Here is a 21,989-nt window from a genome sequence, read left to right as displayed (position 1 = left end):
CTTTTCTTCTTTCTGTGAGATGAAAAGGGATTTTTTAAAGGAGAACTATAATGAAACAAGATTATTTAGTAAGAGCGCTAGCATTTAATGACGAAGTACGTGCATTCAGTGTACGTACAACGAATACAGTAGAAACAGCAAGACAGAAACATGATACGTGGCGTGTAGGTACAGCGGCGCTTGGGCGTACGATTACAGCAGGTGCAATGATGGGTGCGATGCTTAAAAATGAAGAGCGCCTGACGATTACGATTAATGGTGGCGGTCCGCTTGGACAAATTGTTGTTGATGCGAACGGTAAAGGTGAAGTGAGGGGATATGTTGAAAACCCGTACGTTGAAGTAGAATCGATTCGTCCTGGTAAGATGAATGTTGGTGCTGCGGTCGGTACGAATGGATTTTTACGTGTTGTTAAAGATATCGGAATGAAAGATTACTTTACAGGATCTACAGAACTTCACAATGGTGAAATTGCTGAAGACTTTACGTATTACTTTGCAACAAGTGAACAAGTACCGAGTGCAATTGGTCTTGGTGTACTATGTACGCCGGAAGAAACAACAGATGCTGCGGGTGGTTTTATCATTCAATTAATGCCTGGTGCTAGTGAAGAAACGATTTCATTACTGGAAGAGCGTATTGCGAATTTAACGCCGATATCAACATTAATTGATAGAGGATTATCGCCGGAACAAGTGCTTGAAGAAGTACTGGGTGAAGATAATATAAGAATATTAGATCAAATGCCGGTGGAATTTAAATGTAACTGCGGTCGTGAAAAGTTTTTAAATGCCATTAAAGGTTTAGGTGAAGCGGAAATTAAAAGCATGATTGAAGAAGACCATGGTGCAGAAGTTGAATGTCATTTCTGTCGTGAAAAGTACCAATTTTCTGAAGCGGATTTAGAAGCATTATTATAAGCGAAATTTCGGTTTGATTATTTTTATCTTTAAAGTGAATTTGATATAATTAATCCGATAAATATAATAAGAATAAATTTACAATGCGGAGGGATATTAATGTCACAAAGAGTTGAACGCGTAACAGATTTAATTGGAAATACACCACTTGTTAAATTGAACAATGTTGTGCCAGAAGGTGTAGCTAACGTTTATGTAAAGTTAGAATATCAAAACCCTGGAAGTTCGGTTAAAGATAGAATAGCACTTGCGATGATTGAAGCGGCTGAAAAAGAAGGGGTTATTAAGCCTGGAGATACAATTGTAGAACCGACTTCAGGAAATACGGGAATTGGTCTTGCGATGGTAGCTGCAGCAAAAGGCTATAAAGCAGCATTAGTAATGCCGGATACGATGAGTCAGGAACGACGTACATTACTTCGTGCTTATGGTGCTGAACTTGTGTTAACTCCAGGTGCTGAAGGAATGAAAGGTGCAATTCAAAAAGCAAATGAACTTAAAGAACAAAACGGATATTTCATGCCACAGCAATTTGAGAATATGTCAAATCCGAAAGTTCACGAGTTAACGACAGGTCCTGAAATTGTAAAAGCGATGGAAGGTTTGTCAATAGACGCCTTTATTTCAGGTGTTGGTACAGGTGGAACGTTGACAGGTGCAGGGCGTGTATTAAAAGCACATAATGCAGATATTGAAATCGTTGCAGTTGAACCGACAGATTCTCCTGTATTAAGTGGTGGTCAACCTGGTCCTCACAAAATTCAAGGTATCGGTGCAGGGTTTATACCAAACACTTTAGATACTGAAGTTTATACAGCTGTTGCACAAGTGACAAATGATGACGCGATGGAAATGAGTCGTCGTGTAGCGCGAGAAGAAGGGATATTAGTAGGTATTTCTTCTGGTGCTTCTGTAAAAGTTGCGATTGATAAAGCAATTGAACTAGGAGAAGGTAAAAACGTCGTTGCGATTATTCCAAGTAATGGAGAACGTTATTTATCTACAGCGTTATTTGCAAACTTAGCGGATTAGAAATTATCGTCCCACTTAAATCGAATGATTTTTGTGGGACTTTGTTATTTTTTATGAAATCATTAATTCTGATATAATAGTTTGTAAATAGCGATGAGGTGACGAAAATGAAAGAAACACAAATAATGGGCATATTAAATGTGACGCCGGACTCTTTTTCGGATGGCGGTCAGTATAATACGCTGGATAGTGCTGTCAGTCGGGCGAAGGAAATGATGCAGGAAGGTGCGCATATCATTGATATTGGTGGGTATTCTACGAGACCTGGGCACGAAGAGATTTCTGTACAGGAAGAGCTGAAACGTGTTATTCCGGTCGTTGAAGCGTTACGTAATGAAGCGGTGCTGTTATCAGTTGATACATTCCGTAGTGAAGTAGCTGAACAGGCATTAAATGCCGGGTGCGACATTATAAACGATCAGTGGGCAGGTAAGTTTGATAGCGATATGTTTGAAGTCGTTGCGCGTCATAACGCTTCAATTATATTAATGCATAACGCAGCATCTGAAGTTGCAGGTGATGTAATGGAACATATGGTAACAGATTTATGTACACAAGCAAGAGCGGCAGAAGCGGCAGGTATTCATAAAGATAATATATGGATTGATCCAGGAATCGGATTTGCTAAAAGTCGCGCTCAGGAAATAGAAGTAATGAAACGACTCGACGAACTTACGATCCTGGGATATAAAGTATTGCTGGCTACAAGTCGTAAACGTATGGTAAAGGAATTGCTTGGTGGTGATACTACGGCACAAGAGCGTGATGAAGGGACGCTTGCAACTTCGGCTATTGGTGTAAATGCCGGTATTGATGCGGTTCGTGTACATAATGTAGCGATGCACAGTAAGTTCTTGCGTGTAATGGATCAGTTAAAAGGAGAATAGTATGGATAAAATCTTTTTAAATGGTATGCAGTTTTATGCATATCACGGTGTGTTTGAAGCGGAAAATAAATTAGGACAGATTTTTATCGTAGATGTTACGCTTGATGTTGATCTGAAGCAGGCTGGTGAAAGTGATGCGCTCGAACATACTGTGAATTACGGAGCGGTATACGAAGATGTGAAGCGTGAAATGATGGTTCAGTCGAAACTACTTGAGCATGTTGCAGAACGTATTGCAAAAACGCTTTTCAATCACTATAATCAGATAATGGCGTTAAAAGTTAAAATAACGAAGCAAAACCCACCAATACATGGTGTATATAATGGTGTCGGGATTGAAATTAGCAGGGAGCGTCAATAGATGAGGGTTTATATCAGTTTTGGTAGTAATATTGGTGATAGAGAACAACAAATCAACGAAGCGTTAAACAAGTTGCAGCAAGTTTGCGATACAGAACTTGTTACAGTATCATCTCTATATGAAACCGCACCGGTTGGTGGTGTTATTCAGGATGATTTTCTAAATGGCGCTGCGATTGTAGAAACTTCATTAACACCAATTGATTTTCTCAACGAAATACAACGTATTGAACTTGAGTTAGGGCGAGAACGTAAAGTGCATTGGGGGCCGCGTACGATTGATTTAGACGTCCTACTGATGGATGACTATATTATAGAGCATGAGAGATTAAATGTACCGCATCCATACATGCATGAACGTAGTTTTGTGTTAATTCCTTTAGCAGAAATTGCGCCAGAAGCTGTACACCCGATATTAAATAAAAGTATTAAAGAACTTGTTACTGTGGACCCGGAAGTAAGACGATATAAGTGAGGGTAATAATATGTGGAAAATTGGAGATATAGAAATTAATAACAAAGTAGTGCTTGCACCGATGGCTGGTGTGTGTAACGCTGCGTTCAGATTGACAGTTAAAGAGTTTGGTGCAGGACTGGTCTGTGCAGAAATGGTGAGTGACAAGGCGATACTTTTCAACAATGAAAAAACAATGAAGATGTTGTATATTGATGAAAATGAACGTCCGTTATCTCTTCAGATTTTTGGTGGTGAAAAAGAGACGCTCGTAGAAGCTGCTAAATATGTTGATCAAAATACAACGGCAGATATCATTGATATTAATATGGGATGCCCGGTTTCTAAAATTATTAAGTGTGAAGCAGGTGCCAGATGGTTATTAGACCCACCGAAAATTTACGAAATGGTTTCTGCTGTAGTAGAAGCGGTAAACAAACCAGTTACTGTAAAGATGCGTATCGGTTGGGATGATGAACATATTTATGCTGTAGAAAATGCGAAGATGATTGAAAAAGCAGGCGCATCAGCAATAGCAGTTCACGGAAGAACACGAGTGCAGATGTATGAAGGTCATGCAGACTGGGATGTCATTCGCCAAGTAAAAGAAGCAGTAAGTATCCCTGTAATAGGTAATGGTGATGTTACGAGTCCGGAGCTTGCAAAGAAAATGCTGGATGAGACAGGCGTGGATGCAGTGATGATTGGACGTGAAGCACTCGGTAATCCGTGGATGATATATCGAACAGTTCATTATTTAGAAACAGGAGAATTAATGCCAGAGCCACCAATTTCAGAAAAAATGAATGTTGCTGTATTACATTTAGATCGTTTAATTGATTTAAAGGGTGAGAAAGTAGCGGTAATGGAAATGCGTAAACACGCTTCTTGGTACTTAAAAGGTATTAGAGGTAACGGTAAAGCAAGAAAATTAATCAATCAGGCTGAGACACGCGATGAATTAGTTGATATACTTAGAGCATTCCAAAGTGAAGTTGAAGCATCAGAATCTAAAATTTTAGAAGGAGTAGAATAACATGACTGAAGAATTAAATGACCAAATGCTGGTTCGCCGCCAGAAAATGCAGGATTTATTAGACTTAGGAATTGATCCATTCGGACAGAAATTTGAAAGAACAGCAACATCTAAAAGCTTAAAAGAAGATTGGGATGCTTTTTCTAAAGAAGAATTACATGATAAAGAAGCGGAATCTCACGTATCGATTGCCGGACGTATTATGACGAAGCGTGGTAAAGGTAAGGCAGGATTTGCGCATGTTAAAGATTTAGAAGGACAAATTCAAATTTATGTTCGTAAAGACGCAGTGGGCGATGAGCAGTTTGATTTATGGAATAGTGCCGATTTAGGAGATATTGTAGGTATTGAAGGCGTAATGTTTAAAACAAATACTGGAGAATTATCAGTAAAGGCGACATCATTTACGATGCTTGCGAAAGCTTTACGCCCATTACCTGACAAATTCCATGGTTTACAGGACGTAGAGCAGCGCTACCGTCAACGTTATCTTGACTTAATTACAAGTGATGAATCGACACAGACGTTCATTACGCGTAGTAAAATTATTCAGGAAATGCGCAGCTACTTAAACGCGAAAGGTTTCCTAGAAGTAGAAACACCGATGATGCATACGATTGCTGGAGGTGCCGCAGCACGCCCGTTCGTTACACATCATAATGCATTAGACATGGAACTATATATGCGTATTGCGATTGAATTACACTTAAAACGATTAATCGTTGGTGGATTAGAGAAAGTTTATGAGATTGGACGCGTTTTCCGTAACGAAGGAATTTCAACACGTCACAATCCAGAATTTACAATGATTGAACTATATGAAGCGTATGCTGACTATAACGATATTATGGATTTAACTGAAGAGATGGTCGCTTACATTGCAGAAAAAGTAACTGGATCTACAACAGTAACATATGATGGTGAAGAGATTCACCTTGCACCAAAATGGCGTAGATGGCACATGGTTGATGCTGTAAAGGAATTTACAGGTGTTGATTTCTATAATGTAAATACAGACGAAGAAGCACATGCACTTGCAAAAGAGCATGGTGTAGAAGTGAAGCCTAACATGAAATATGGACACGTATTAAATGAATTCTTTGAACAAAAAGTGGAAGAACATTTAGTACAACCGACATTTATATACGGGCATCCGGTAGAAGTTTCACCACTAGCAAAACAAAATCCGGAAGATAAACGCTTTACTGACCGATTTGAATTGTTTATCGTGCGTCGCGAACATGCAAATGCATTTACTGAGCTGAACGATCCAATCGATCAAAAGCAACGTTTCTTAGCGCAGATGGAAGAGAAAGCGCAAGGAAACGACGAAGCGCATGAGATGGATGAAGATTACATCGAAGCATTAGAATACGGTATGCCGCCAACAGGTGGACTCGGTATTGGTATCGACCGTTTAGTGATGTTACTTACAGATAGTGCATCAATCCGTGATGTATTACTATTCCCATACATGAGAAATAAATAATCGCAAAACGCTAAAATCCTTGTAAACAAAGGGTTTTAGCGTTTTTATATATAAAAATATTTATCAGAAAAATAAAACTTTAAAAATAAACAAAAAAGTATCGAAAAAGTGTTGACTTTAATATGAGTATTTTGTAAGATATAAAAGTCGCTTGAAACGAGTGGCATTAAGAAATTGAATCAATTGTAAAGTTCATGAACGCAGTGTAAAATTTACTATTGAAAATATTTTCGAAACTGTTATACTTAATTAAGTGTTGAAAATTTGTCTGGTGACGATGGCAGAGAGGTCACACCTGTTCCCATACCGAACACAGAAGTTAAGCTCTCTAGCGCCGATGGTAGTTGGTCTTACGATCCGCGAGAGTAGGACGTTGCCGGGCAATATATACCCAGGAGGATTAGCTCAGCTGGGAGAGCATCTGCCTTACAAGCAGAGGGTCGGCGGTTCGAGCCCGTCATCCTCCACCATTTAATATTATGCCGGAATAGCTCAACTGGTAGAGCAACTGACTTGTAATCAGTAGGTTGAGGGTTCAAGTCCTTTTTCCGGCACCATTTTTTTTGAGCCATTAGCTCAGTTGGTAGAGCATTTGACTTTTAATCAAAGGGTCAGAGGTTCGAATCCTCTATGGCTCACCATTTATTTTAATATTTGCGAAAGTAGTTCAGTGGTAGAATACAACCTTGCCAAGGTTGGGGTCGCGGGTTCGAATCCCGTCTTTCGCTCCATTGGAAAGATTAAATGCCGGGGTGGCGGAACTGGCAGACGCACAGGACTTAAAATCCTGCGGTAAGTGATTACCGTACCGGTTCGATTCCGGTCCTCGGCACCATTTAATTTTTTACAATTTGCGCCCGTAGCTCAATTGGATAGAGCGTTTGACTACGGATCAAAAGGTTAGGGGTTCGACTCCTCTCGGGCGCGTTTTAAATATACGGGAAGTAGCTCAGCTTGGTAGAGCACTTGGTTTGGGACCAAGGGGTCGCAGGTTCGAATCCTGTCTTCCCGACTTACTTAAATATGGGGGCTTAGCTCAGCTGGGAGAGCGCCTGCTTTGCACGCAGGAGGTCAGCGGTTCGATCCCGCTAGTCTCCACCATTATTATTTAAAAAATGAACATTGAAAACTGAATGACAATATGTCAACGTTAATTCCAAAGTATGACAACAATCTTTGATTGTTAGTCAGACTTGCGAAGTCGCTTGCGACTTTGTACAGTCAGTTGAGTGATTAAGTTCACTCCCAAGAGTGATTGCCTCAAGCAATCAAAGAGCTTTATCAAGCAATCTATTATGGAGAGTTTGATCCTGGCTCAGGATGAACGCTGGCGGCGTGCCTAATACATGCAAGTCGAGCGAACTGACGAGAGTGCTTGCACTCTCTGACGTTAGCGGCGGACGGGTGAGTAACACGTGGGTAACCTACCTATAAGACTGGGATAACTTCGGGAAACCGGAGCTAATACCGGATAATATTTAGCTTCGCATGAAGCAATAGTGAAAGACGGTTTTGCTGTCACTTATAGATGGACCCGCGGTGTATTAGCTAGTTGGTGAGGTAACGGCTCACCAAGGCAACGATACATAGCCGACCTGAGAGGGTGATCGGCCACACTGGGACTGAGACACGGCCCAGACTCCTACGGGAGGCAGCAGTAGGGAATCTTCCGCAATGGACGAAAGTCTGACGGAGCAACGCCGCGTGAGTGAAGAAGGTTTTCGGATCGTAAAACTCTGTTGTAAGGGAAGAACAAGTACGTTAGTAACTGAACGTACCTTGACGGTACCTTACCAGAAAGCCACGGCTAACTACGTGCCAGCAGCCGCGGTAATACGTAGGTGGCAAGCGTTATCCGGAATTATTGGGCGTAAAGCGCGCGTAGGCGGTTTCTTAAGTCTGATGTGAAAGCCCCCGGCTCAACCGGGGAGGGTCATTGGAAACTGGGAAACTTGAGTGCAGAAGAGGAGAGTGGAATTCCATGTGTAGCGGTGAAATGCGCAGAGATATGGAGGAACACCAGTGGCGAAGGCGGCTCTCTGGTCTGTAACTGACGCTGAGGTGCGAAAGCGTGGGGATCAAACAGGATTAGATACCCTGGTAGTCCACGCCGTAAACGATGAGTGCTAAGTGTTGGGGGGTTTCCGCCCCTCAGTGCTGCAGCTAACGCATTAAGCACTCCGCCTGGGGAGTACGGTCGCAAGACTGAAACTCAAAGGAATTGACGGGGACCCGCACAAGCGGTGGAGCATGTGGTTTAATTCGAAGCAACGCGAAGAACCTTACCAAATCTTGACATCCTTTGACAACTCTAGAGATAGAGCTTTCCCCTTCGGGGGACAAAGTGACAGGTGGTGCATGGTTGTCGTCAGCTCGTGTCGTGAGATGTTGGGTTAAGTCCCGCAACGAGCGCAACCCTTATCTTTAGTTGCCATCATTAAGTTGGGCACTCTAGAGAGACTGCCGGTGATAAACCGGAGGAAGGTGGGGATGACGTCAAATCATCATGCCCCTTATGATTTGGGCTACACACGTGCTACAATGGATGGTACAAAGGGCAGCAAAACCGCGAGGTCAAGCAAATCCCATAAAACCATTCTCAGTTCGGATTGTAGTCTGCAACTCGACTACATGAAGCTGGAATCGCTAGTAATCGTAGATCAGCATGCTACGGTGAATACGTTCCCGGGTCTTGTACACACCGCCCGTCACACCACGAGAGTTTGTAACACCCGAAGCCGGTGGAGTAACCTTTTAGGAGCTAGCCGTCGAAGGTGGGACAGATGATTGGGGTGAAGTCGTAACAAGGTAGCCGTATCGGAAGGTGCGGCTGGATCACCTCCTTTCTAAGGATAATACGGAAACAAACCATCAGGTTTGTAGGAATAACGGAGACATATTGTATTCAGTTTTGAATGTTTATACATTCAAATTAATAATGGGCCTATAGCTCAGCTGGTTAGAGCGCACGCCTGATAAGCGTGAGGTCGATGGTTCGAGTCCATTTAGGCCCACCATTAATATTGTACTTTGAAAACTAGATAAAGTAAGAAGATATAAAAAAGATTTTACCAAGCAAAACCGAGTGAGTTCATATTTGAATTCTTAAAAAAATCGCGCGTCTGCATTATGCAGACATCACAATATTAATAACAGATTAAGTTATTAAGGGCGCACGGTGGATGCCTTGGCACTAGAAGCCGAAGAAGGACGTTACTAACGACGATATGCTTTGGGGAGCTGTAAGTAAGCTTTGATCCAGAGATTTCCGAATGGGGAAACCCAGCATGAGTTATGTCATGTTATCCATATGTGAATACATAGCATATGAGAAGGCACACCCGGAGAACTGAAACATCTAAGTACCCGGAGGAAGAGAAAGAAAATTCGATTCCCTTAGTAGCGGCGAGCGAAACGGGAAGAGCCCAAACCAGAGTGCTTGCACTCTGGGGTTGTAGGACACTCAATACGGAGTTACAAAGGAATAGTTTAGACGAATGATTTTGGAAAAATCAGCCATAGAAGGTAAAGGCCCTGTAGTCGAAAAGTTATTCTCTCCTGAGTGGATCCTGAGTACGGCGGAACACGTGGAATTCCGTCGGAATCCGGGAGGACCATCTCCCAAGGCTAAATACTCTCTAGTGACCGATAGTGAACCAGTACCGTGAGGGAAAGGTGAAAAGCACCCCGGAAGGGGAGTGAAATAGAACCTGAAACCGTGTGCTTACAAGTAGTCAGAGCCCGTTAATGGGTGATGGCGTGCCTTTTGTAGAATGAACCGGCGAGTTACGATTTGATGCAAGGTTAAGCAGTATATGTGGAGCCGTAGCGAAAGCGAGTCTGAATAGGGCGAATGAGTATCAGGTCGTAGACCCGAAACCAGGTGATCTACCCATGTCCAGGTTGAAGTTCAGGTAACACTGAATGGAGGACCGAACCGACTTACGTTGAAAAGTGAGCGGATGAGGTGTGGGTAGCGGAGAAATTCCAATCGAACCTGGAGATAGCTGGTTCTCTCCGAAATAGCTTTAGGGCTAGCCTCGCATGATGATTACTGGAGGTAGAGCACTGTTTGGACTAGGGGCCCCCCTCGGGTTACCGAATTCAGACAAACTCCGAATGCCAGATAATTTAATGCGGGAGTCAGACTGCGGGTGATAAGGTCCGTAGTCGAGAGGGAAACAGCCCAGACCACCAGCTAAGGTCCCAAAATATATGTTAAGTGGAAAAGGATGTGGCGTTGCCCAGACAACTAGGATGTTGGCTTAGAAGCAGCCATCATTTAAAGAGTGCGTAATAGCTCACTAGTCGAGTGACGCTGCGCCGAAAATGTACCGGGGCTAAACATATTACCGAAGCTGTGGATTGTCCTTTGGACAATGGTAGGAGAGCGTTCTAAGGGCGTCGAAGCATGATCGTAAGGACATGTGGAGCGCTTAGAAGTGAGAATGCCGGTGTGAGTAGCGAAAGACGGGTGAGAATCCCGTCCACCGATTGACTAAGGTTTCCAGAGGAAGGCTCGTCCGCTCTGGGTTAGTCGGGACCTAAGCCGAGGCCGAATGGCGTAGGCGATGGACAACAGGTAGATATTCCTGTACCACCTAAGATTGTTTGAACGATGGGGGGACGCAGTAGGATAGGCGAAGCGTACTGTTGGTTATGTACGTCCAAGCACTGAGATTGAGTATTAGGAAAATCCGGTACTCATTAAGATCAAGGTGTGATGGGGAGCGAAATTATAGTAGCGAAGTCGTTGATTTCACACTGCCAAGAAAAGCCTCTAGTTAGAAATTAGGTGCCCGTACCGCAAACCGACACAGGTAGTCAAGATGAGAATTCTAAGGTGAGCGAGCGAACTCTCGTTAAGGAACTCGGCAAAATGACCCCGTAACTTCGGGAGAAGGGGTGCTTTTTAGGGTGCAAGCCTTGAAGAGCCGCAGTGAATAGGCCCAAGCGACTGTTTATCAAAAACACAGGTCTCTGCAAAACCGTAAGGTGAAGTATAGGGGCTGACGCCTGCCCGGTGCTGGAAGGTTAAAAGGAGTGGTTAGCGTATGCGAAGCTACGAATTGAAGCCCCAGTAAACGGCGGCCGTAACTATAACGGTCCTAAGGTAGCGAAATTCCTTGTCGGGTAAGTTCCGACCCGCACGAAAGGCGTAACGATTTGGGCACTGTCTCAACGAGAGACTCGGTGAAATCATAGTACCTGTGAAGATGCAGGTTACCCGCGACAGGACGGAAAGACCCCGTGGAGCTTTACTGTAGCCTGATATTGAAATTCGGCACAGCTTGTACAGGATAGGTAGGAGCCTTTGAAGCGTGAGCGTCAGCTTACGTAGAGGCGCTGGTGGGATACTACCCTGGCTGTGTTGACTTTCTAACCCGCACCACTTATCGTGGTGGGAGACAGTGTCAGGCGGACAGTTTGACTGGGGCGGTCGCCTCCTAAAGAGTAACGGAGGCGCTCAAAGGTTCCCTCAGAATGGTTGGAAATCATTCGCAGAGTGTAAAGGCACAAGGGAGCTTGACTGCGAGACCTACAAGTCGAGCAGGGTCGAAAGACGGACTTAGTGATCCGGTGGTTCCGCATGGAAGGGCCATCGCTCAACGGATAAAAGCTACCCCGGGGATAACAGGCTTATCTCCCCCAAGAGTTCACATCGACGGGGAGGTTTGGCACCTCGATGTCGGCTCATCGCATCCTGGGGCTGTAGTCGGTCCCAAGGGTTGGGCTGTTCGCCCATTAAAGCGGTACGCGAGCTGGGTTCAGAACGTCGTGAGACAGTTCGGTCCCTATCCGTCGTGGGCGTAGGAAATTTGAGAGGAGCTGTCCTTAGTACGAGAGGACCGGGATGGACATACCTCTGGTGTACCAGTTGTCGCGCCAGCGGCATAGCTGGGTAGCTATGTATGGACGGGATAAGTGCTGAAAGCATCTAAGCATGAAGCCCCCCTCAAGATGAGATTTCCCAACTTCGGTTATAAGATCCCTCAAAGATGATGAGGTTAATAGGTTCGAGGTGGAAGTGCAGTAATGTATGGAGCTGACGAATACTAATCGATCGAAGACTTAATCAATTTTAAAGATTTTTTATTCGGAATTGCCGAGTAAAACTTAATATATCTTACTTACTTTATCTAGTTTTGAAAGTATAATTTATTTATCTTTCATTTGTCTGGTGACGATGGCAGAGAGGTCACACCTGTTCCCATACCGAACACAGAAGTTAAGCTCTCTAGCGCCGATGGTAGTTGGTCTTACGATCCGCGAGAGTAGGACGTTGCCGGGCAATAAAAATGGATGCGATGAGCCGCACTTTGAGGGACCTGTTAGGTCTCTTTTTTTGTCTAAAAAAGTAACTGCAATTGTATGCAGCTACTTTTATTTATTTTGTGATTAATTTTTAAGATTTTTTATAACGGAAGAAATTTCATCGTCTTCGATACTTCCAAACCCGATGATATACTGATTTTTATAACTTATTTTATCTCCAGAATAGTAGTCATCTATCGTATTTATGGCTATACTATCTTTATTGAGTGCTTCATTCGTTTCGAGTACGAAGTGCATACCTGCATCACTGCCAGTGATTTTACTTTGTTTAAATGTCTCTTTAACAGACTGTAGCACAAGCTCTAATTTCTTCTTATATTCTTTTCTCATTCGGTTAATATTTCGTTCAAATTCACCGTCTTTCATGAATGCAGCAATCATATACTGAATATGTCTTGGGACAGTATTATTTGGTTTTGTCATCTGTTTATACACTTCCATCAGTCTATCTGGTAGTACTAAATAGGCACACCTTATACTTGGAAATATTGATTTTGAAAATGTACTCATATATATGACGCGTTCATTACTCATACCTTGTAATGCAGATAGAGGTCTTCCTTTATATCTAAATTCACTATCGTAATCATCTTCGATAATATAGCGATTTTCTTTTTGTTTAGTCCAGTTTATCAGTTCAGTTCTGCGCTTTGCGCTGAGGACGACACCTGTTGGGAACTGATGACTTGGTGTAACGTGCACAATTTCGACATCTTCAGGAAGCGATGAAGCGATGAGACCTTCTTCATCAACATCAATATACTGATAGCTTTTATGTTCACTTTGTAATACTTTTCGAATAAGCGGGTAACCTGGATTTTCTAATATATAGGAACTGTCACCTAATATTTTAGTAAGAAGTGTAAAAAGCTGTTCTGTTGAACTACCGATAATGATTTGATAATTTTCACAGTTTACGCCACGAGAATGATACAAATACCGTCTAATTTCATTGCGTAATATTTCTTCCCCCTGAATATCACCGCGTTCTAACAAATGATACTGTTCCTGCTCAAATGCATCGCGTGCATACTTTCGGAATTTGTGAAATGGAAATGATTTAATGTGACTATCTTCTATTTTAAGAGATAGTTGTCTTTGTGTATGTTTAAAGTTTGGTATGTCTGATTTACTTTCAGGTGCGATATTTATTGTCTGAATATCTTCTACAAAGAAACCTACTTTTGGTATTGAATATATATATCCCTCATCAAGTAATTGCTGATATGCGATTTCGATAGTAGTACCACTTAAGTTCAGATGTGTGCTAAGTTTACGTTTTGAAGGAAGTTTTTCATTATGCTTTAATTTACCGGATAATATATCTCTTTTAATGTTTTCATATAATTGTGTATATAAATATTGTTGATCACTGAATTTGTATGTGAGCATCTCCATGAAACTGACCCCTTTATTTTATTAATAACTGACACTTTTATAATACCAGATATTATTATACATTAGTAATTGTAGTGTAAATTCAGAATATGAGGTGTTTATTAATGAGTAAAATCGTAGGTTCAGATAAAGTTAAACGTGGTATGGCAGAAATGCAAAAAGGCGGCGTTATTATGGATGTTGTTAACGCTGAGCAAGCTAAAATTGCAGAAGCTGCAGGTGCTGTAGCTGTTATGGCATTAGAACGTGTACCAAGTGACATTCGTGCAGCAGGTGGCGTAGCACGTATGGCTGATCCACGTATCGTTGAAGAAGTTATGAATGCAGTATCAATTCCAGTAATGGCAAAAGGTCGTATCGGTCATATTACTGAAGCGCGTGTGTTAGAAGCAATGGGTGTAGACTATATTGATGAGTCAGAAGTATTAACACCAGCAGATGAGGAGTTCCACTTAAAGAAAGATGAATTCACAGTGCCATTTGTATGTGGATGTCGTGATTTAGGGGAAGCTGCGCGTCGTATTGGTGAAGGTGCAGCAATGTTACGTACGAAAGGTGAACCTGGTACAGGAAACATCGTAGAAGCTGTTCGTCACTTACGTAAAGTTAATGCACAAGTACGTAAACTATCTGTTATGAGTGATGATGAAATTATGACAGAAGCTAAAATATTAGGTGCACCATATGAAGTATTAAAAGAGATTAAAACTTTAGGAAAATTACCGGTTGTAAACTTTGCAGCAGGAGGTGTTGCAACACCGGCAGATGCGGCGTTAATGATGGAACTTGGTGCTGATGGTGTATTCGTTGGCTCTGGTATCTTCAAATCTGAATCACCTGAGAAATTTGCAAGAGCAATTGTACAGGCAACTACACATTATCAAGATTACAAACTAATCGGGGAGTTATCTAAAGAATTAGGCGCAGCAATGAAAGGTTTAGACATTAACAAACTTTCATTAGAAGAAAGAATGCAGGAACGTGGCTGGTAAGATGAAAATTGGTGTATTAGCACTACAAGGTGCGGTAAGAGAGCATATACGTCATATTGAGCTTGCAGGTCATACAGGTATCGCAATTAAACGCGTCGAGGCGTTATCAGAGATTGATGGACTCGTACTACCTGGTGGAGAATCAACAACGATGCGCCGTTTGATGGACTTATATGGTTTTACGGACGCTTTACGTAAAAGCGAGCTCCCGATGTATGGTACATGTGCAGGTCTTATATTACTTGCTAAAGATATTGTTGGGTATGATGAAGGCCATCTTCAGAAGATGGACATTTTAGTAGAGCGTAATTCCTTTGGAAGACAAGTAGATAGTTTTGAAGCTGATCTGGATGTTAAGGGCATTGAATCACAAGTGAATGCTGTGTTTATTCGTGCACCGCACATCGTATCAGTCAGTCCTGATGTGGAAGTGTTAAGCACAGTAGAAGACAAAATTGTTGCTGTCAGACAAGGTAAATATTTAGGTATTTCTTTTCATCCGGAATTAACGGATGACTATAAAATCATGCAATATTTTATCGATGAAATGGTAAGTAAATAGTAGTTTGAAGATCTCATTCGTGAGGTCTTTTTATTTTGTATATACAACTTACCGTGTTATAATCAATCATTATATAAAAGGAGTGTCTTAAATGAAAGATATATCATTAAAACAAGCAATTGAATCACGTCATTCTATTAAGGAATTTGATCCTAATATTTCAATTCCACATGAAACAATGGAGGAAATGATAAAGCTTGCAACTAAGGCACCATCATCATTAAACTTACAACCATGGAGATTCGTTGTTGTAGATTCAGATGAAGCGAAAGCAGCAATTAGAGATCACGTACATTTTAATACACGTCAATTAGATACGAGCTCAGCATTTGTGCTTGTGTTATCTGATAATAATCATATACATGATTTAGATAGAATAATGCAGCAAAATGTTAAAGAAGGTTATATGAATCAAATCGTTAAAGTAGAAAATACGAAACTGATGCAATCATTAATTGATCAGACGCCAAAAGAATTAATGTATGCGCAAGGAATGATGGACTCAGCGATGGCTGCAATGCAATTCATGCTAATTGCTAAAGACTTTGGATTTGATACAAATCCGATAGGAGGATTTGATCGTGCATCAGTTTTACAAGCTTTAAATATTGATGCAGAGCGCTATGCACCAGTTATGTTTATCGCAATTGGAATCGCTGCTAAAGAACATTATCCATCAAGTCGATATGATGTATCTGAAGTATTAACGTATAACGTATCAGAAACAACATTTGTTGGAACGAAGAAACCAACTTTATAATAAGAAACGCGGATGTTATATTCAATAACATCCGCGTTTTTTAATTAAATAAAGAATCCTGCGATTGTTGCAGAGATGAATGATACAAGCGTTGCACCGTATAATAATTTAAGTCCAAATCTTGCAACAACATCTCCCTTTTCATCATTAAGTGACTTAATCGCACCAGCGATAATTCCGATAGATGAGAAGTTTGCAAATGATACTAAGAAAACTGATACTACACCAATTGCATGTTGTGATAATTCACCAGTTTTTCCTTTTACAATTGATTGAACATCCAGCATTGCTACAAATTCATTTGATACAAGTTTTGTAGCCATAATTGAACCAGCACGAACTGCATCGTCCCAAGCAATACCTGTTAAGAATGCTAAAGGTGCAAATAAATAACCAAGTATAGTCTGGAAGTTCATTTTGCCTGGAGTAAAAGCATCTACAATACCATTAAGCATTGCAATTAAAGCAATATACCCAATTAACATTGCTGCAACGATAACAGCGACTTTAAATCCATCAAGGATATATTCACCAAGCATTTCGAAAAATGACTGCTTCTTCTCGTTATCCGTCATAATGACTGCATCTTCTTCTTCAGCAGATACTCTATAAGGGTTTATGATTGAGGCGATAATGAATCCGCCGAATAAATTAAGTACAATTGCAGTAACGACAAATCGTGGTTCAATCATTTGAAAATATGCACCAACGATAGATAAAGAAACAGTAGACATAGCTGAAGCTGTTAAAGTATAAAGTCTATGCTTCGGAATGAATGGTAATTGCTTTTTTAATGAGATAAACACTTCGGATTGACCAAGAATCGCAGCTGCAACTGCATTGAAAGATTCGAGTTTACCCATGCCATTCACTTTTGAAATAACTAACCCCAAGTATTTAATGATGAATGGTAGAATTTTCAAATACTGAAGGATACCAATTAATGCAGAAATGAAGGTGATTGGTAATAACACATCGAAGAAAAATGAGTTTGCAACGCCTTCATTTTTAACACCAGGAAAAACAAAGTAAACACCTTCTGCCGCATACTGAAGTAAATATCCAAATCCAGTTGCAAGTTGGGTAACTAGCCATATCCCAGCTGTTGTTTTTAATAGAACAAAAGCTAGTACGAGTTGAATAACAAGCATTAGACCAATGTACTGCCATCTTATACCTTTTTTATCGGAACTCATAATCCATGCAAGGAATAAAAATACGATGAGTCCAATCATGCCGATAATAATATTCATAATATCGCTCCTTTTATATTAATTTACTACCCATATCATACTATATAAATAATGAAAGCGCTAAACATTTTTTCTTTTATTTTTGAACATTTGTTCAAAAATAAAATTAAAACATATTATTTGCACTTATTTAAAATAAAAAATATAATAAAGTCAAAGAAGGTCAAAGGTGGGTGATGTTATGCAGAACATGTCGGATATCATTGAGCAATACTTAAAGCAATTGCTTGAAGCGGATGATGTCGTAGAAATTAAACGTGCACATATTGCGGAGAAGTTTGATTGCGTACCATCGCAGTTGAACTACGTAATTAAAACGAGATTTACAAACGAACACGGCTATCAAATTGAAAGTAAGCGTGGTGGCGGTGGATACATTCGTATTACTAAAATTGAATCGAATGATAAGTCAGCATTTTTAAATCATCTGAAAGAGCTGACAGGTAAACAAATTTCTCAACAAAATGCTGAACGTATCATTTCAGGGCTTCATGATAATGAACTTATATCATTAAGAGAGAAGAAGATGATGTTATCGGTTATCCATCGTGATACGCTCATGGTAGAAGTGCCGTATCGCGACTATATTCGCGCTAATATTTTACACAATGTGTTATCTATTATCCATTACAACTAGGAGGTGTTCGTATGACTTATGAAGAAGAGTTTTCAATGAATCAGCTATTGAAGCATTTATTAAATAGTGGAGAGTTTCAAACGAAGCCTGATAAATGTCCCAATTGCGGTCTAACATTAAGAGAAGTGCTGCATATCGGGAAGTTTGGTTGTAGTGAGTGCTATTCAACATTTAGTCAATATGTTCCTCAAATTATCGAGAGAGTACAAGCAGGTAATTTAGAACATGTTGGACAGCAGCCGTTTAAGTCTCAGGAAAAAATTGCGCTGCGTAAACGAATTGAAAGTTTAGAAGAGAAGCTGCAGCAACTTATTGAAGTTCAAAACTTTGAAGAAGCGGTGCATGTACGAGATGAAATTAAAGCGTTGAAAGAAAGTGGTGATGCACATGTTGAGTAAGCATCTTCAAAGCGAGTTAAGTGACTGGATGCAAAGCGGGAATGATGAGCCAGTTATATTAAGCTCAAGGATACGTCTTGCACGTAACTTAGAAAATTTTGTCCATCCGATGATGTTTAGTGAAGGCGATGCAGAACGTGTAATAGAATGTGTCGGGAATGTATTGCGCTTAGATTACGATGAAATAAAGATGCAGGATATATCTGAGCAGGAACGTTTAATGCTTGTCGCTAAGCACTTAATGAGTAAGGAGCTACTTAAAAATAACGGTGGTGCTGTCTATATAAATGACGATGAGTCTGAGAGTATTATGGTAAACGAAGAAGATCATATTCGAGTACAGGTGTTAGGCAGGGATTTATCGCTTCAGGAATTATATCAACGTGCGCAAGAGATTGATAAACGTCTTGATGAACATTTGATGATTTCGTTCGATGAACATTACGGTTATTTGACGACTTGTCCGACGAATATAGGTACGGGATTAAGAGCAAGTGTTATGCTGCATTTACCAGGGTTATCGATTATGAATCGAATGAATAGAATCGCACAAACGATTAACCGTTTCGGGTTTACGATTCGTGGTATATATGGAGAAGGTACGCAAGCACTAGGTCATATTTATCAGGTGTCTAACCAATTGACACTCGGTAAGGATGAAGTGAGTATTATTGAAGATTTACAGCAAGTAGTAGAACAGATTATAGAAGAAGAACTCAATATGCGTAAACGTATGAATAATTACGATCATATTGAAACGATAGATCGCATTTACCGCAGTTTAGGTATATTGAAATATAGTAGAAAGATTTCTGTTGAAGAAGCAAGTCTTAGATTAAGTGAGGTCAAACTCGGTATTGATATGGGTATCATTGATATTCCGTTTAGATTTAATGAATTAATGGTAGCTATACAGGCGCCATTTCTAAATACAGTTTATGATAGTGACGTTACAGTTGAAGAAAAACGATCAGAGATGTTAAGAACGCATCTATAAGGAGGAGTTATATGTTTGGTAGATTAACAGAGCGTGCGCAACGCGTACTTGCTCATGCACAGGAAGAAGCAATTCGTTTAAATCACAATAACATTGGGACAGAGCATTTATTATTAGGACTTGTGAAAGAACCTGATGGCATTGCTGCTAAAGTATTAGCTGCATACAATATTACAGAAGAAAAAGTAGTTTCAGAAGTAGAACAATTAATCGGTCATGGTTCAGGTATGGGTGGTACGATTCAATATACACCACGTGCTAAGAAAGTAATCGAATTATCATTAGATGAAGCGCGTAAACTAAACCATAATTTCGTAGGAACAGAACATATTTTACTTGGGCTTATTCGTGAAAATGAAGGTGTTGCAGCACGTGTTCTTGCAAACTTAGATTTAAATATTACGAAAGCAAGATCACAAGTTGTGAAGTTACTCGGCAGTCCTGAAATGTCAAATAAAGATGCAGGCAGCACAAAATCACAAAATACACCGACATTGGATGAACTCGCACGTGATTTAACGGTCATTGCTAAAGATGGGACATTAGATCCTGTAATTGGACGAAGCGCAGAAATAACGCGTGTGATAGAAGTATTAAGTCGTCGTACGAAAAACAATCCGGTACTTATCGGAGAGCCTGGTGTTGGTAAAACAGCAATCGTTGAAGGTTTAGCACAGGCAATTGTTAACAACGAAGTACCTGAAACATTAAAGGGTAAACGTGTTATGAGTCTCGATATGGGTACGGTTGTAGCTGGAACGAAGTATCGAGGTGAATTTGAAGAGCGTTTAAAGAAAGTGATGGAAGAGATTCATCAGGCAGGCAATATTATCCTGTTTATCGATGAGCTTCACACATTAATCGGTGCAGGCGGAGCAGAGGGTGCCATCGATGCATCTAACATATTAAAACCAGCACTTGCCCGTGGTGAAATACAATGTATCGGTGCAACGACTTTAGAAGAGTATCGTAAGTATATTGAGAAGGACGCAGCTTTAGAGCGTCGTTTCCAACCGGTACAAGTCGATCAACCGAATGTAGAAGATGCAATTGAAATTTTAAAAGGATTGCGTGACCGTTACGAAGCACATCACAGAATTAAAATTTCAGACGAGGCATTAGTTGCAGCGGTTAAGATGAGTGATCGTTATATCTCTGACCGTTTCCTACCTGATAAAGCAATTGACTTAATTGATGAAGCAGGTTCTAAAGTACGCCTTAGAAATTATACGACACCACCTAGCTTAAAAGAGCTGGAAGCAGAATTGGAAAAGGTTAAAAACGAAAAAGATGCTGCAGTACACTCTCAGGAGTTCGAACAAGCTGCGAGTCTGCGTGATAGACAGACGCAACTTGAGAAGAAGTTAGAAGAAACTAAGAAAGAGTGGCAAAAATCACAAGGCTCTAATAATACATCTGTAACACCGGATGACATTGCAAATGTTGTGGCACAGTGGACAGGTATTCCAATCACTAAAATTGCAGAAACAGAGTCTCAGAAGTTATTGAACTTAGAGTCAATTCTGCATAATCGTGTTATCGGTCAATCGGATGCAGTATCTTCTATTTCTAAAGCGGTACGTCGTGCGCGTGCGGGACTTAAAGACCCGAAACGTCCAATCGGAAGCTTTATCTTCTTAGGGCCAACTGGTGTTGGTAAAACAGAACTTGCTAAAGCGTTGGCCGAAGCCATGTTCGGTGAAGAAGATGCGATGATCCGTGTAGACATGAGTGAATTCATGGAGAAACATAGTGTGTCACGTATGGTAGGTTCGCCTCCGGGTTATGTTGGACATGATGATGGCGGGCAATTGACAGAGAAAGTACGCCGTAAGCCATACTCAGTTATTTTATTCGATGAAATCGAGAAGGCACATCCAGATGTATTCAACATATTACTGCAAGTACTTGATGACGGACGTCTTACAGATTCTAAAGGACGCACAGTGGACTTTAGAAACACAGTCATTATTATGACGAGTAACGTCGGTGCACAGGAACTTAAAGATAATAAGTTTGTCGGATTTGGTGGTCAGACAGCAGCGCAGGATTATGAGACAATTCGTAAGACGATGATGGACGAACTTAAGAAGCAGTTCCGTCCAGAGTTCTTAAACCGTATTGATGATATTATCGTGTTCCATAAGCTAGAAAAAGAACACTTAAAAGAAATCGTATCACTCATGGTTGAAGGGCTTGCAAATCGTCTTAAAGAACAAGATATTCATATTGCATTAACAGACGCTGCGAAAGATAAAATCGCTGACGAAGGTTATGATCCTGAATACGGAGCACGACCACTTGCACGTGCAATTCAGAAAAATATTGAAGACCAGTTATCAGAAGAATTGCTAAAAGGCGAAGCTTTAACAGGTCATAATATTACTATTGACTATGTGGACAATGCATTTAAGATAAATAAAACAAAAGCATAATCGATAAGGGCTGGAACATATGTGTGCCAGCCCTTTTTGTTAT

General features: G+C 40.7%; 16 protein-coding genes, 9 tRNA genes and 4 rRNA genes. 27 read left to right on the top strand and 2 right to left on the bottom strand.

Annotation, left to right across the window (positions count from 1 at the left end; all coding sequences use genetic code 11):
- Nucleotides 1-50 precede the first annotated feature (50 nt).
- The 20 genes from hslO (at nucleotide 51) to rrf (LAU42_RS11280) (ending at nucleotide 12,470) form a co-directional block, all read left to right on the top strand.
- Nucleotides 51-920 carry an Hsp33 family molecular chaperone HslO gene (hslO, locus tag LAU42_RS11375; RefSeq protein ID WP_224183644.1) on the top strand — a complete coding sequence of 290 codons (870 nt, stop codon included), beginning with the start codon at nucleotides 51-53 and terminating at the stop codon, nucleotides 918-920.
- A gap of 99 nt (nucleotides 921-1,019) precedes the next feature.
- Nucleotides 1,020-1,952, top strand: a complete 933-nt coding sequence (gene cysK, locus LAU42_RS11370; RefSeq protein WP_224183643.1) for a cysteine synthase A — start codon at nucleotides 1,020-1,022, stop codon at nucleotides 1,950-1,952.
- A 107-nt stretch (nucleotides 1,953-2,059) separates the two neighbouring features.
- Nucleotides 2,060-2,839 carry a dihydropteroate synthase gene (gene folP, locus LAU42_RS11365; protein WP_224183642.1) on the top strand — a complete coding sequence of 260 codons (780 nt, stop codon included), beginning with the start codon at nucleotides 2,060-2,062 and terminating at the stop codon, nucleotides 2,837-2,839.
- Nucleotide 2,840: 1 nt separating this feature from the next.
- The gene (gene folB, locus LAU42_RS11360; protein WP_224183641.1) at nucleotides 2,841-3,200 is read left to right on the top strand and encodes a dihydroneopterin aldolase; all 360 of its coding nucleotides are present in this window, start codon (nucleotides 2,841-2,843) and stop codon (nucleotides 3,198-3,200) included.
- Nucleotides 3,201-3,674 (top strand): 2-amino-4-hydroxy-6-hydroxymethyldihydropteridine diphosphokinase, encoded by a 474-nt coding sequence (gene folK, locus LAU42_RS11355; protein WP_224183640.1) that lies wholly within the window; start codon nucleotides 3,201-3,203, stop codon nucleotides 3,672-3,674. It begins immediately after the preceding gene.
- Nucleotides 3,675-3,684: 10 nt separating this feature from the next.
- Nucleotides 3,685-4,689, top strand: a complete 1,005-nt coding sequence (gene dusB / locus LAU42_RS11350) for a tRNA dihydrouridine synthase DusB (protein ID WP_224183639.1) — start codon at nucleotides 3,685-3,687, stop codon at nucleotides 4,687-4,689.
- A 1-nt stretch (nucleotide 4,690) separates the two neighbouring features.
- Nucleotides 4,691-6,178 (top strand): lysine--tRNA ligase, encoded by a 1,488-nt coding sequence (lysS, locus tag LAU42_RS11345; protein WP_224183638.1) that lies wholly within the window; start codon nucleotides 4,691-4,693, stop codon nucleotides 6,176-6,178.
- Between the two features lie 267 nt (nucleotides 6,179-6,445).
- A 5S ribosomal RNA gene (rrf, locus tag LAU42_RS11340) occupies nucleotides 6,446-6,560 on the top strand.
- A 12-nt stretch (nucleotides 6,561-6,572) separates the two neighbouring features.
- Nucleotides 6,573-6,648 (top strand) — tRNA-Val (locus LAU42_RS11335).
- 11 nt (nucleotides 6,649-6,659) lie between these two features.
- Nucleotides 6,660-6,735, top strand: a tRNA-Thr gene (locus tag LAU42_RS11330).
- 8 nt (nucleotides 6,736-6,743) lie between these two features.
- A tRNA-Lys gene (locus tag LAU42_RS11325) sits at nucleotides 6,744-6,819 on the top strand.
- A gap of 15 nt (nucleotides 6,820-6,834) precedes the next feature.
- Nucleotides 6,835-6,909, top strand: a tRNA-Gly gene (locus tag LAU42_RS11320).
- Nucleotides 6,910-6,924: 15 nt separating this feature from the next.
- Nucleotides 6,925-7,013: transfer RNA gene (locus LAU42_RS11315), tRNA-Leu, on the top strand.
- 18 nt (nucleotides 7,014-7,031) lie between these two features.
- A tRNA-Arg gene (locus tag LAU42_RS11310) sits at nucleotides 7,032-7,105 on the top strand.
- Between the two features lie 11 nt (nucleotides 7,106-7,116).
- A tRNA-Pro gene (locus LAU42_RS11305) sits at nucleotides 7,117-7,190 on the top strand.
- Nucleotides 7,191-7,203: 13 nt separating this feature from the next.
- Nucleotides 7,204-7,279 (top strand) — tRNA-Ala (locus LAU42_RS11300).
- Between the two features lie 191 nt (nucleotides 7,280-7,470).
- Nucleotides 7,471-9,024, top strand: a 16S ribosomal RNA gene (locus LAU42_RS11295).
- 94 nt (nucleotides 9,025-9,118) lie between these two features.
- A tRNA-Ile gene (locus tag LAU42_RS11290) sits at nucleotides 9,119-9,195 on the top strand.
- A 138-nt stretch (nucleotides 9,196-9,333) separates the two neighbouring features.
- Nucleotides 9,334-12,258: ribosomal RNA gene (locus LAU42_RS11285) — 23S ribosomal RNA — on the top strand.
- Between the two features lie 97 nt (nucleotides 12,259-12,355).
- Nucleotides 12,356-12,470: ribosomal RNA gene (gene rrf, locus LAU42_RS11280) — 5S ribosomal RNA — on the top strand.
- Together the 16S, 23S and 5S rRNA genes with 9 tRNA genes alongside form the textbook arrangement of a ribosomal RNA operon.
- A 107-nt stretch (nucleotides 12,471-12,577) precedes the next feature.
- Here the strand turns inward: rrf (LAU42_RS11280) and pdxR are convergent.
- On the bottom strand, nucleotides 12,578-13,912 hold the full coding sequence (gene pdxR, locus LAU42_RS11275) for a MocR-like pyridoxine biosynthesis transcription factor PdxR (RefSeq protein ID WP_224183637.1): 1,335 nt from the start codon (nucleotides 13,910-13,912) through the stop codon (nucleotides 12,578-12,580).
- 104 nt (nucleotides 13,913-14,016) lie between these two features.
- Here pdxR and pdxS point away from each other — a divergent pair, with 104 nt between their 5' ends.
- The 3 genes from pdxS to LAU42_RS11260 all read left to right on the top strand — a co-directional run bounded on the left by pdxS (nucleotide 14,017) and on the right by LAU42_RS11260 (nucleotide 16,226).
- On the top strand, nucleotides 14,017-14,904 hold the full coding sequence (gene pdxS / locus LAU42_RS11270) for a pyridoxal 5'-phosphate synthase lyase subunit PdxS (RefSeq protein WP_224183636.1): 888 nt from the start codon (nucleotides 14,017-14,019) through the stop codon (nucleotides 14,902-14,904).
- Between the two features lies 1 nt (nucleotide 14,905).
- Nucleotides 14,906-15,466 (top strand): pyridoxal 5'-phosphate synthase glutaminase subunit PdxT, encoded by a 561-nt coding sequence (gene pdxT, locus LAU42_RS11265; protein ID WP_224184812.1) that lies wholly within the window; start codon nucleotides 14,906-14,908, stop codon nucleotides 15,464-15,466.
- Between the two features lie 91 nt (nucleotides 15,467-15,557).
- Entirely contained in the window at nucleotides 15,558-16,226 is a 669-nt protein-coding gene (locus tag LAU42_RS11260; protein ID WP_224183635.1) for a nitroreductase family protein, read from the top strand.
- 44 nt (nucleotides 16,227-16,270) lie between these two features.
- Here LAU42_RS11260 and LAU42_RS11255 read toward each other — a convergent pair whose 3' ends face one another.
- Nucleotides 16,271-17,479: a NupC/NupG family nucleoside CNT transporter gene (locus tag LAU42_RS11255; protein ID WP_224183634.1), complete on the bottom strand. Its 1,209-nt coding sequence runs from the start codon at nucleotides 17,477-17,479 to the stop codon at nucleotides 16,271-16,273.
- Nucleotides 17,480-17,660: 181 nt separating this feature from the next.
- Here LAU42_RS11255 and LAU42_RS11250 point away from each other — a divergent pair, with 181 nt between their 5' ends.
- The 4 genes from LAU42_RS11250 to LAU42_RS11235 are packed head-to-tail and all read left to right on the top strand — an operon-like array spanning nucleotide 17,661 to nucleotide 21,946.
- A complete protein-coding gene (locus LAU42_RS11250) occupies nucleotides 17,661-18,116 on the top strand; it encodes a CtsR family transcriptional regulator (protein WP_224183633.1) in 456 nt (151 codons plus the stop codon).
- Nucleotides 18,117-18,127: 11 nt separating this feature from the next.
- Nucleotides 18,128-18,514 carry a UvrB/UvrC motif-containing protein gene (locus LAU42_RS11245; protein WP_224183632.1) on the top strand — a complete coding sequence of 129 codons (387 nt, stop codon included), beginning with the start codon at nucleotides 18,128-18,130 and terminating at the stop codon, nucleotides 18,512-18,514.
- Nucleotides 18,504-19,511, top strand: a complete 1,008-nt coding sequence (locus LAU42_RS11240) for a protein arginine kinase (RefSeq protein ID WP_224183631.1) — start codon at nucleotides 18,504-18,506, stop codon at nucleotides 19,509-19,511. The genes LAU42_RS11245 and LAU42_RS11240 overlap by 11 nt, the downstream gene beginning before the upstream one ends.
- An 11-nt stretch (nucleotides 19,512-19,522) precedes the next feature.
- The gene (locus tag LAU42_RS11235; RefSeq protein WP_224183630.1) at nucleotides 19,523-21,946 is read left to right on the top strand and encodes an ATP-dependent Clp protease ATP-binding subunit; all 2,424 of its coding nucleotides are present in this window, start codon (nucleotides 19,523-19,525) and stop codon (nucleotides 21,944-21,946) included.
- Nucleotides 21,947-21,989: the final 43 nt, after the last annotated feature.

The organism is Macrococcus armenti (genome assembly GCF_020097135.1).
Classification (GTDB): Bacteria; Bacillota; Bacilli; order Staphylococcales; family Staphylococcaceae; genus Macrococcoides; species Macrococcoides armenti.
The sequence above is the reverse complement of the archived record's forward strand: the minus strand, read 5'-3'. Positions and strand labels throughout refer to the sequence as shown.

Excerpts from the sequence above, each read along its gene's own strand:
- lysS (WP_224183638.1), top strand. The coding sequence starts at position 4,691 with ATGACTGAAGAATTAAATGACCAAATGCTGGTTCGCCGCCAGAAAATG.
- cysK (WP_224183643.1), top strand. The coding sequence starts at position 1,020 with ATGTCACAAAGAGTTGAACGCGTAACAGATTTAATTGGAAATACACCA.
- pdxS (WP_224183636.1), top strand. The coding sequence starts at position 14,017 with ATGAGTAAAATCGTAGGTTCAGATAAAGTTAAACGTGGTATGGCAGAA.
- LAU42_RS11240 (WP_224183631.1), top strand. The coding sequence starts at position 18,504 with ATGTTGAGTAAGCATCTTCAAAGCGAGTTAAGTGACTGGATGCAAAGC.
- folB (WP_224183641.1), top strand. The coding sequence starts at position 2,841 with ATGGATAAAATCTTTTTAAATGGTATGCAGTTTTATGCATATCACGGT.
- LAU42_RS11255 (WP_224183634.1), bottom strand. The coding sequence starts at position 17,479 with ATGAATATTATTATCGGCATGATTGGACTCATCGTATTTTTATTCCTT.
- LAU42_RS11250 (WP_224183633.1), top strand. The coding sequence starts at position 17,661 with ATGCAGAACATGTCGGATATCATTGAGCAATACTTAAAGCAATTGCTT.
- pdxR (WP_224183637.1), bottom strand. The coding sequence starts at position 13,912 with ATGGAGATGCTCACATACAAATTCAGTGATCAACAATATTTATATACA.
- LAU42_RS11235 (WP_224183630.1), top strand. The coding sequence starts at position 19,523 with ATGTTTGGTAGATTAACAGAGCGTGCGCAACGCGTACTTGCTCATGCA.
- LAU42_RS11245 (WP_224183632.1), top strand. The coding sequence starts at position 18,128 with ATGACTTATGAAGAAGAGTTTTCAATGAATCAGCTATTGAAGCATTTA.
- dusB (WP_224183639.1), top strand. The coding sequence starts at position 3,685 with ATGTGGAAAATTGGAGATATAGAAATTAATAACAAAGTAGTGCTTGCA.
- hslO (WP_224183644.1), top strand. The coding sequence starts at position 51 with ATGAAACAAGATTATTTAGTAAGAGCGCTAGCATTTAATGACGAAGTA.
- folP (WP_224183642.1), top strand. The coding sequence starts at position 2,060 with ATGAAAGAAACACAAATAATGGGCATATTAAATGTGACGCCGGACTCT.
- LAU42_RS11260 (WP_224183635.1), top strand. The coding sequence starts at position 15,558 with ATGAAAGATATATCATTAAAACAAGCAATTGAATCACGTCATTCTATT.
- pdxT (WP_224184812.1), top strand. The coding sequence starts at position 14,906 with ATGAAAATTGGTGTATTAGCACTACAAGGTGCGGTAAGAGAGCATATA.
- folK (WP_224183640.1), top strand. The coding sequence starts at position 3,201 with ATGAGGGTTTATATCAGTTTTGGTAGTAATATTGGTGATAGAGAACAA.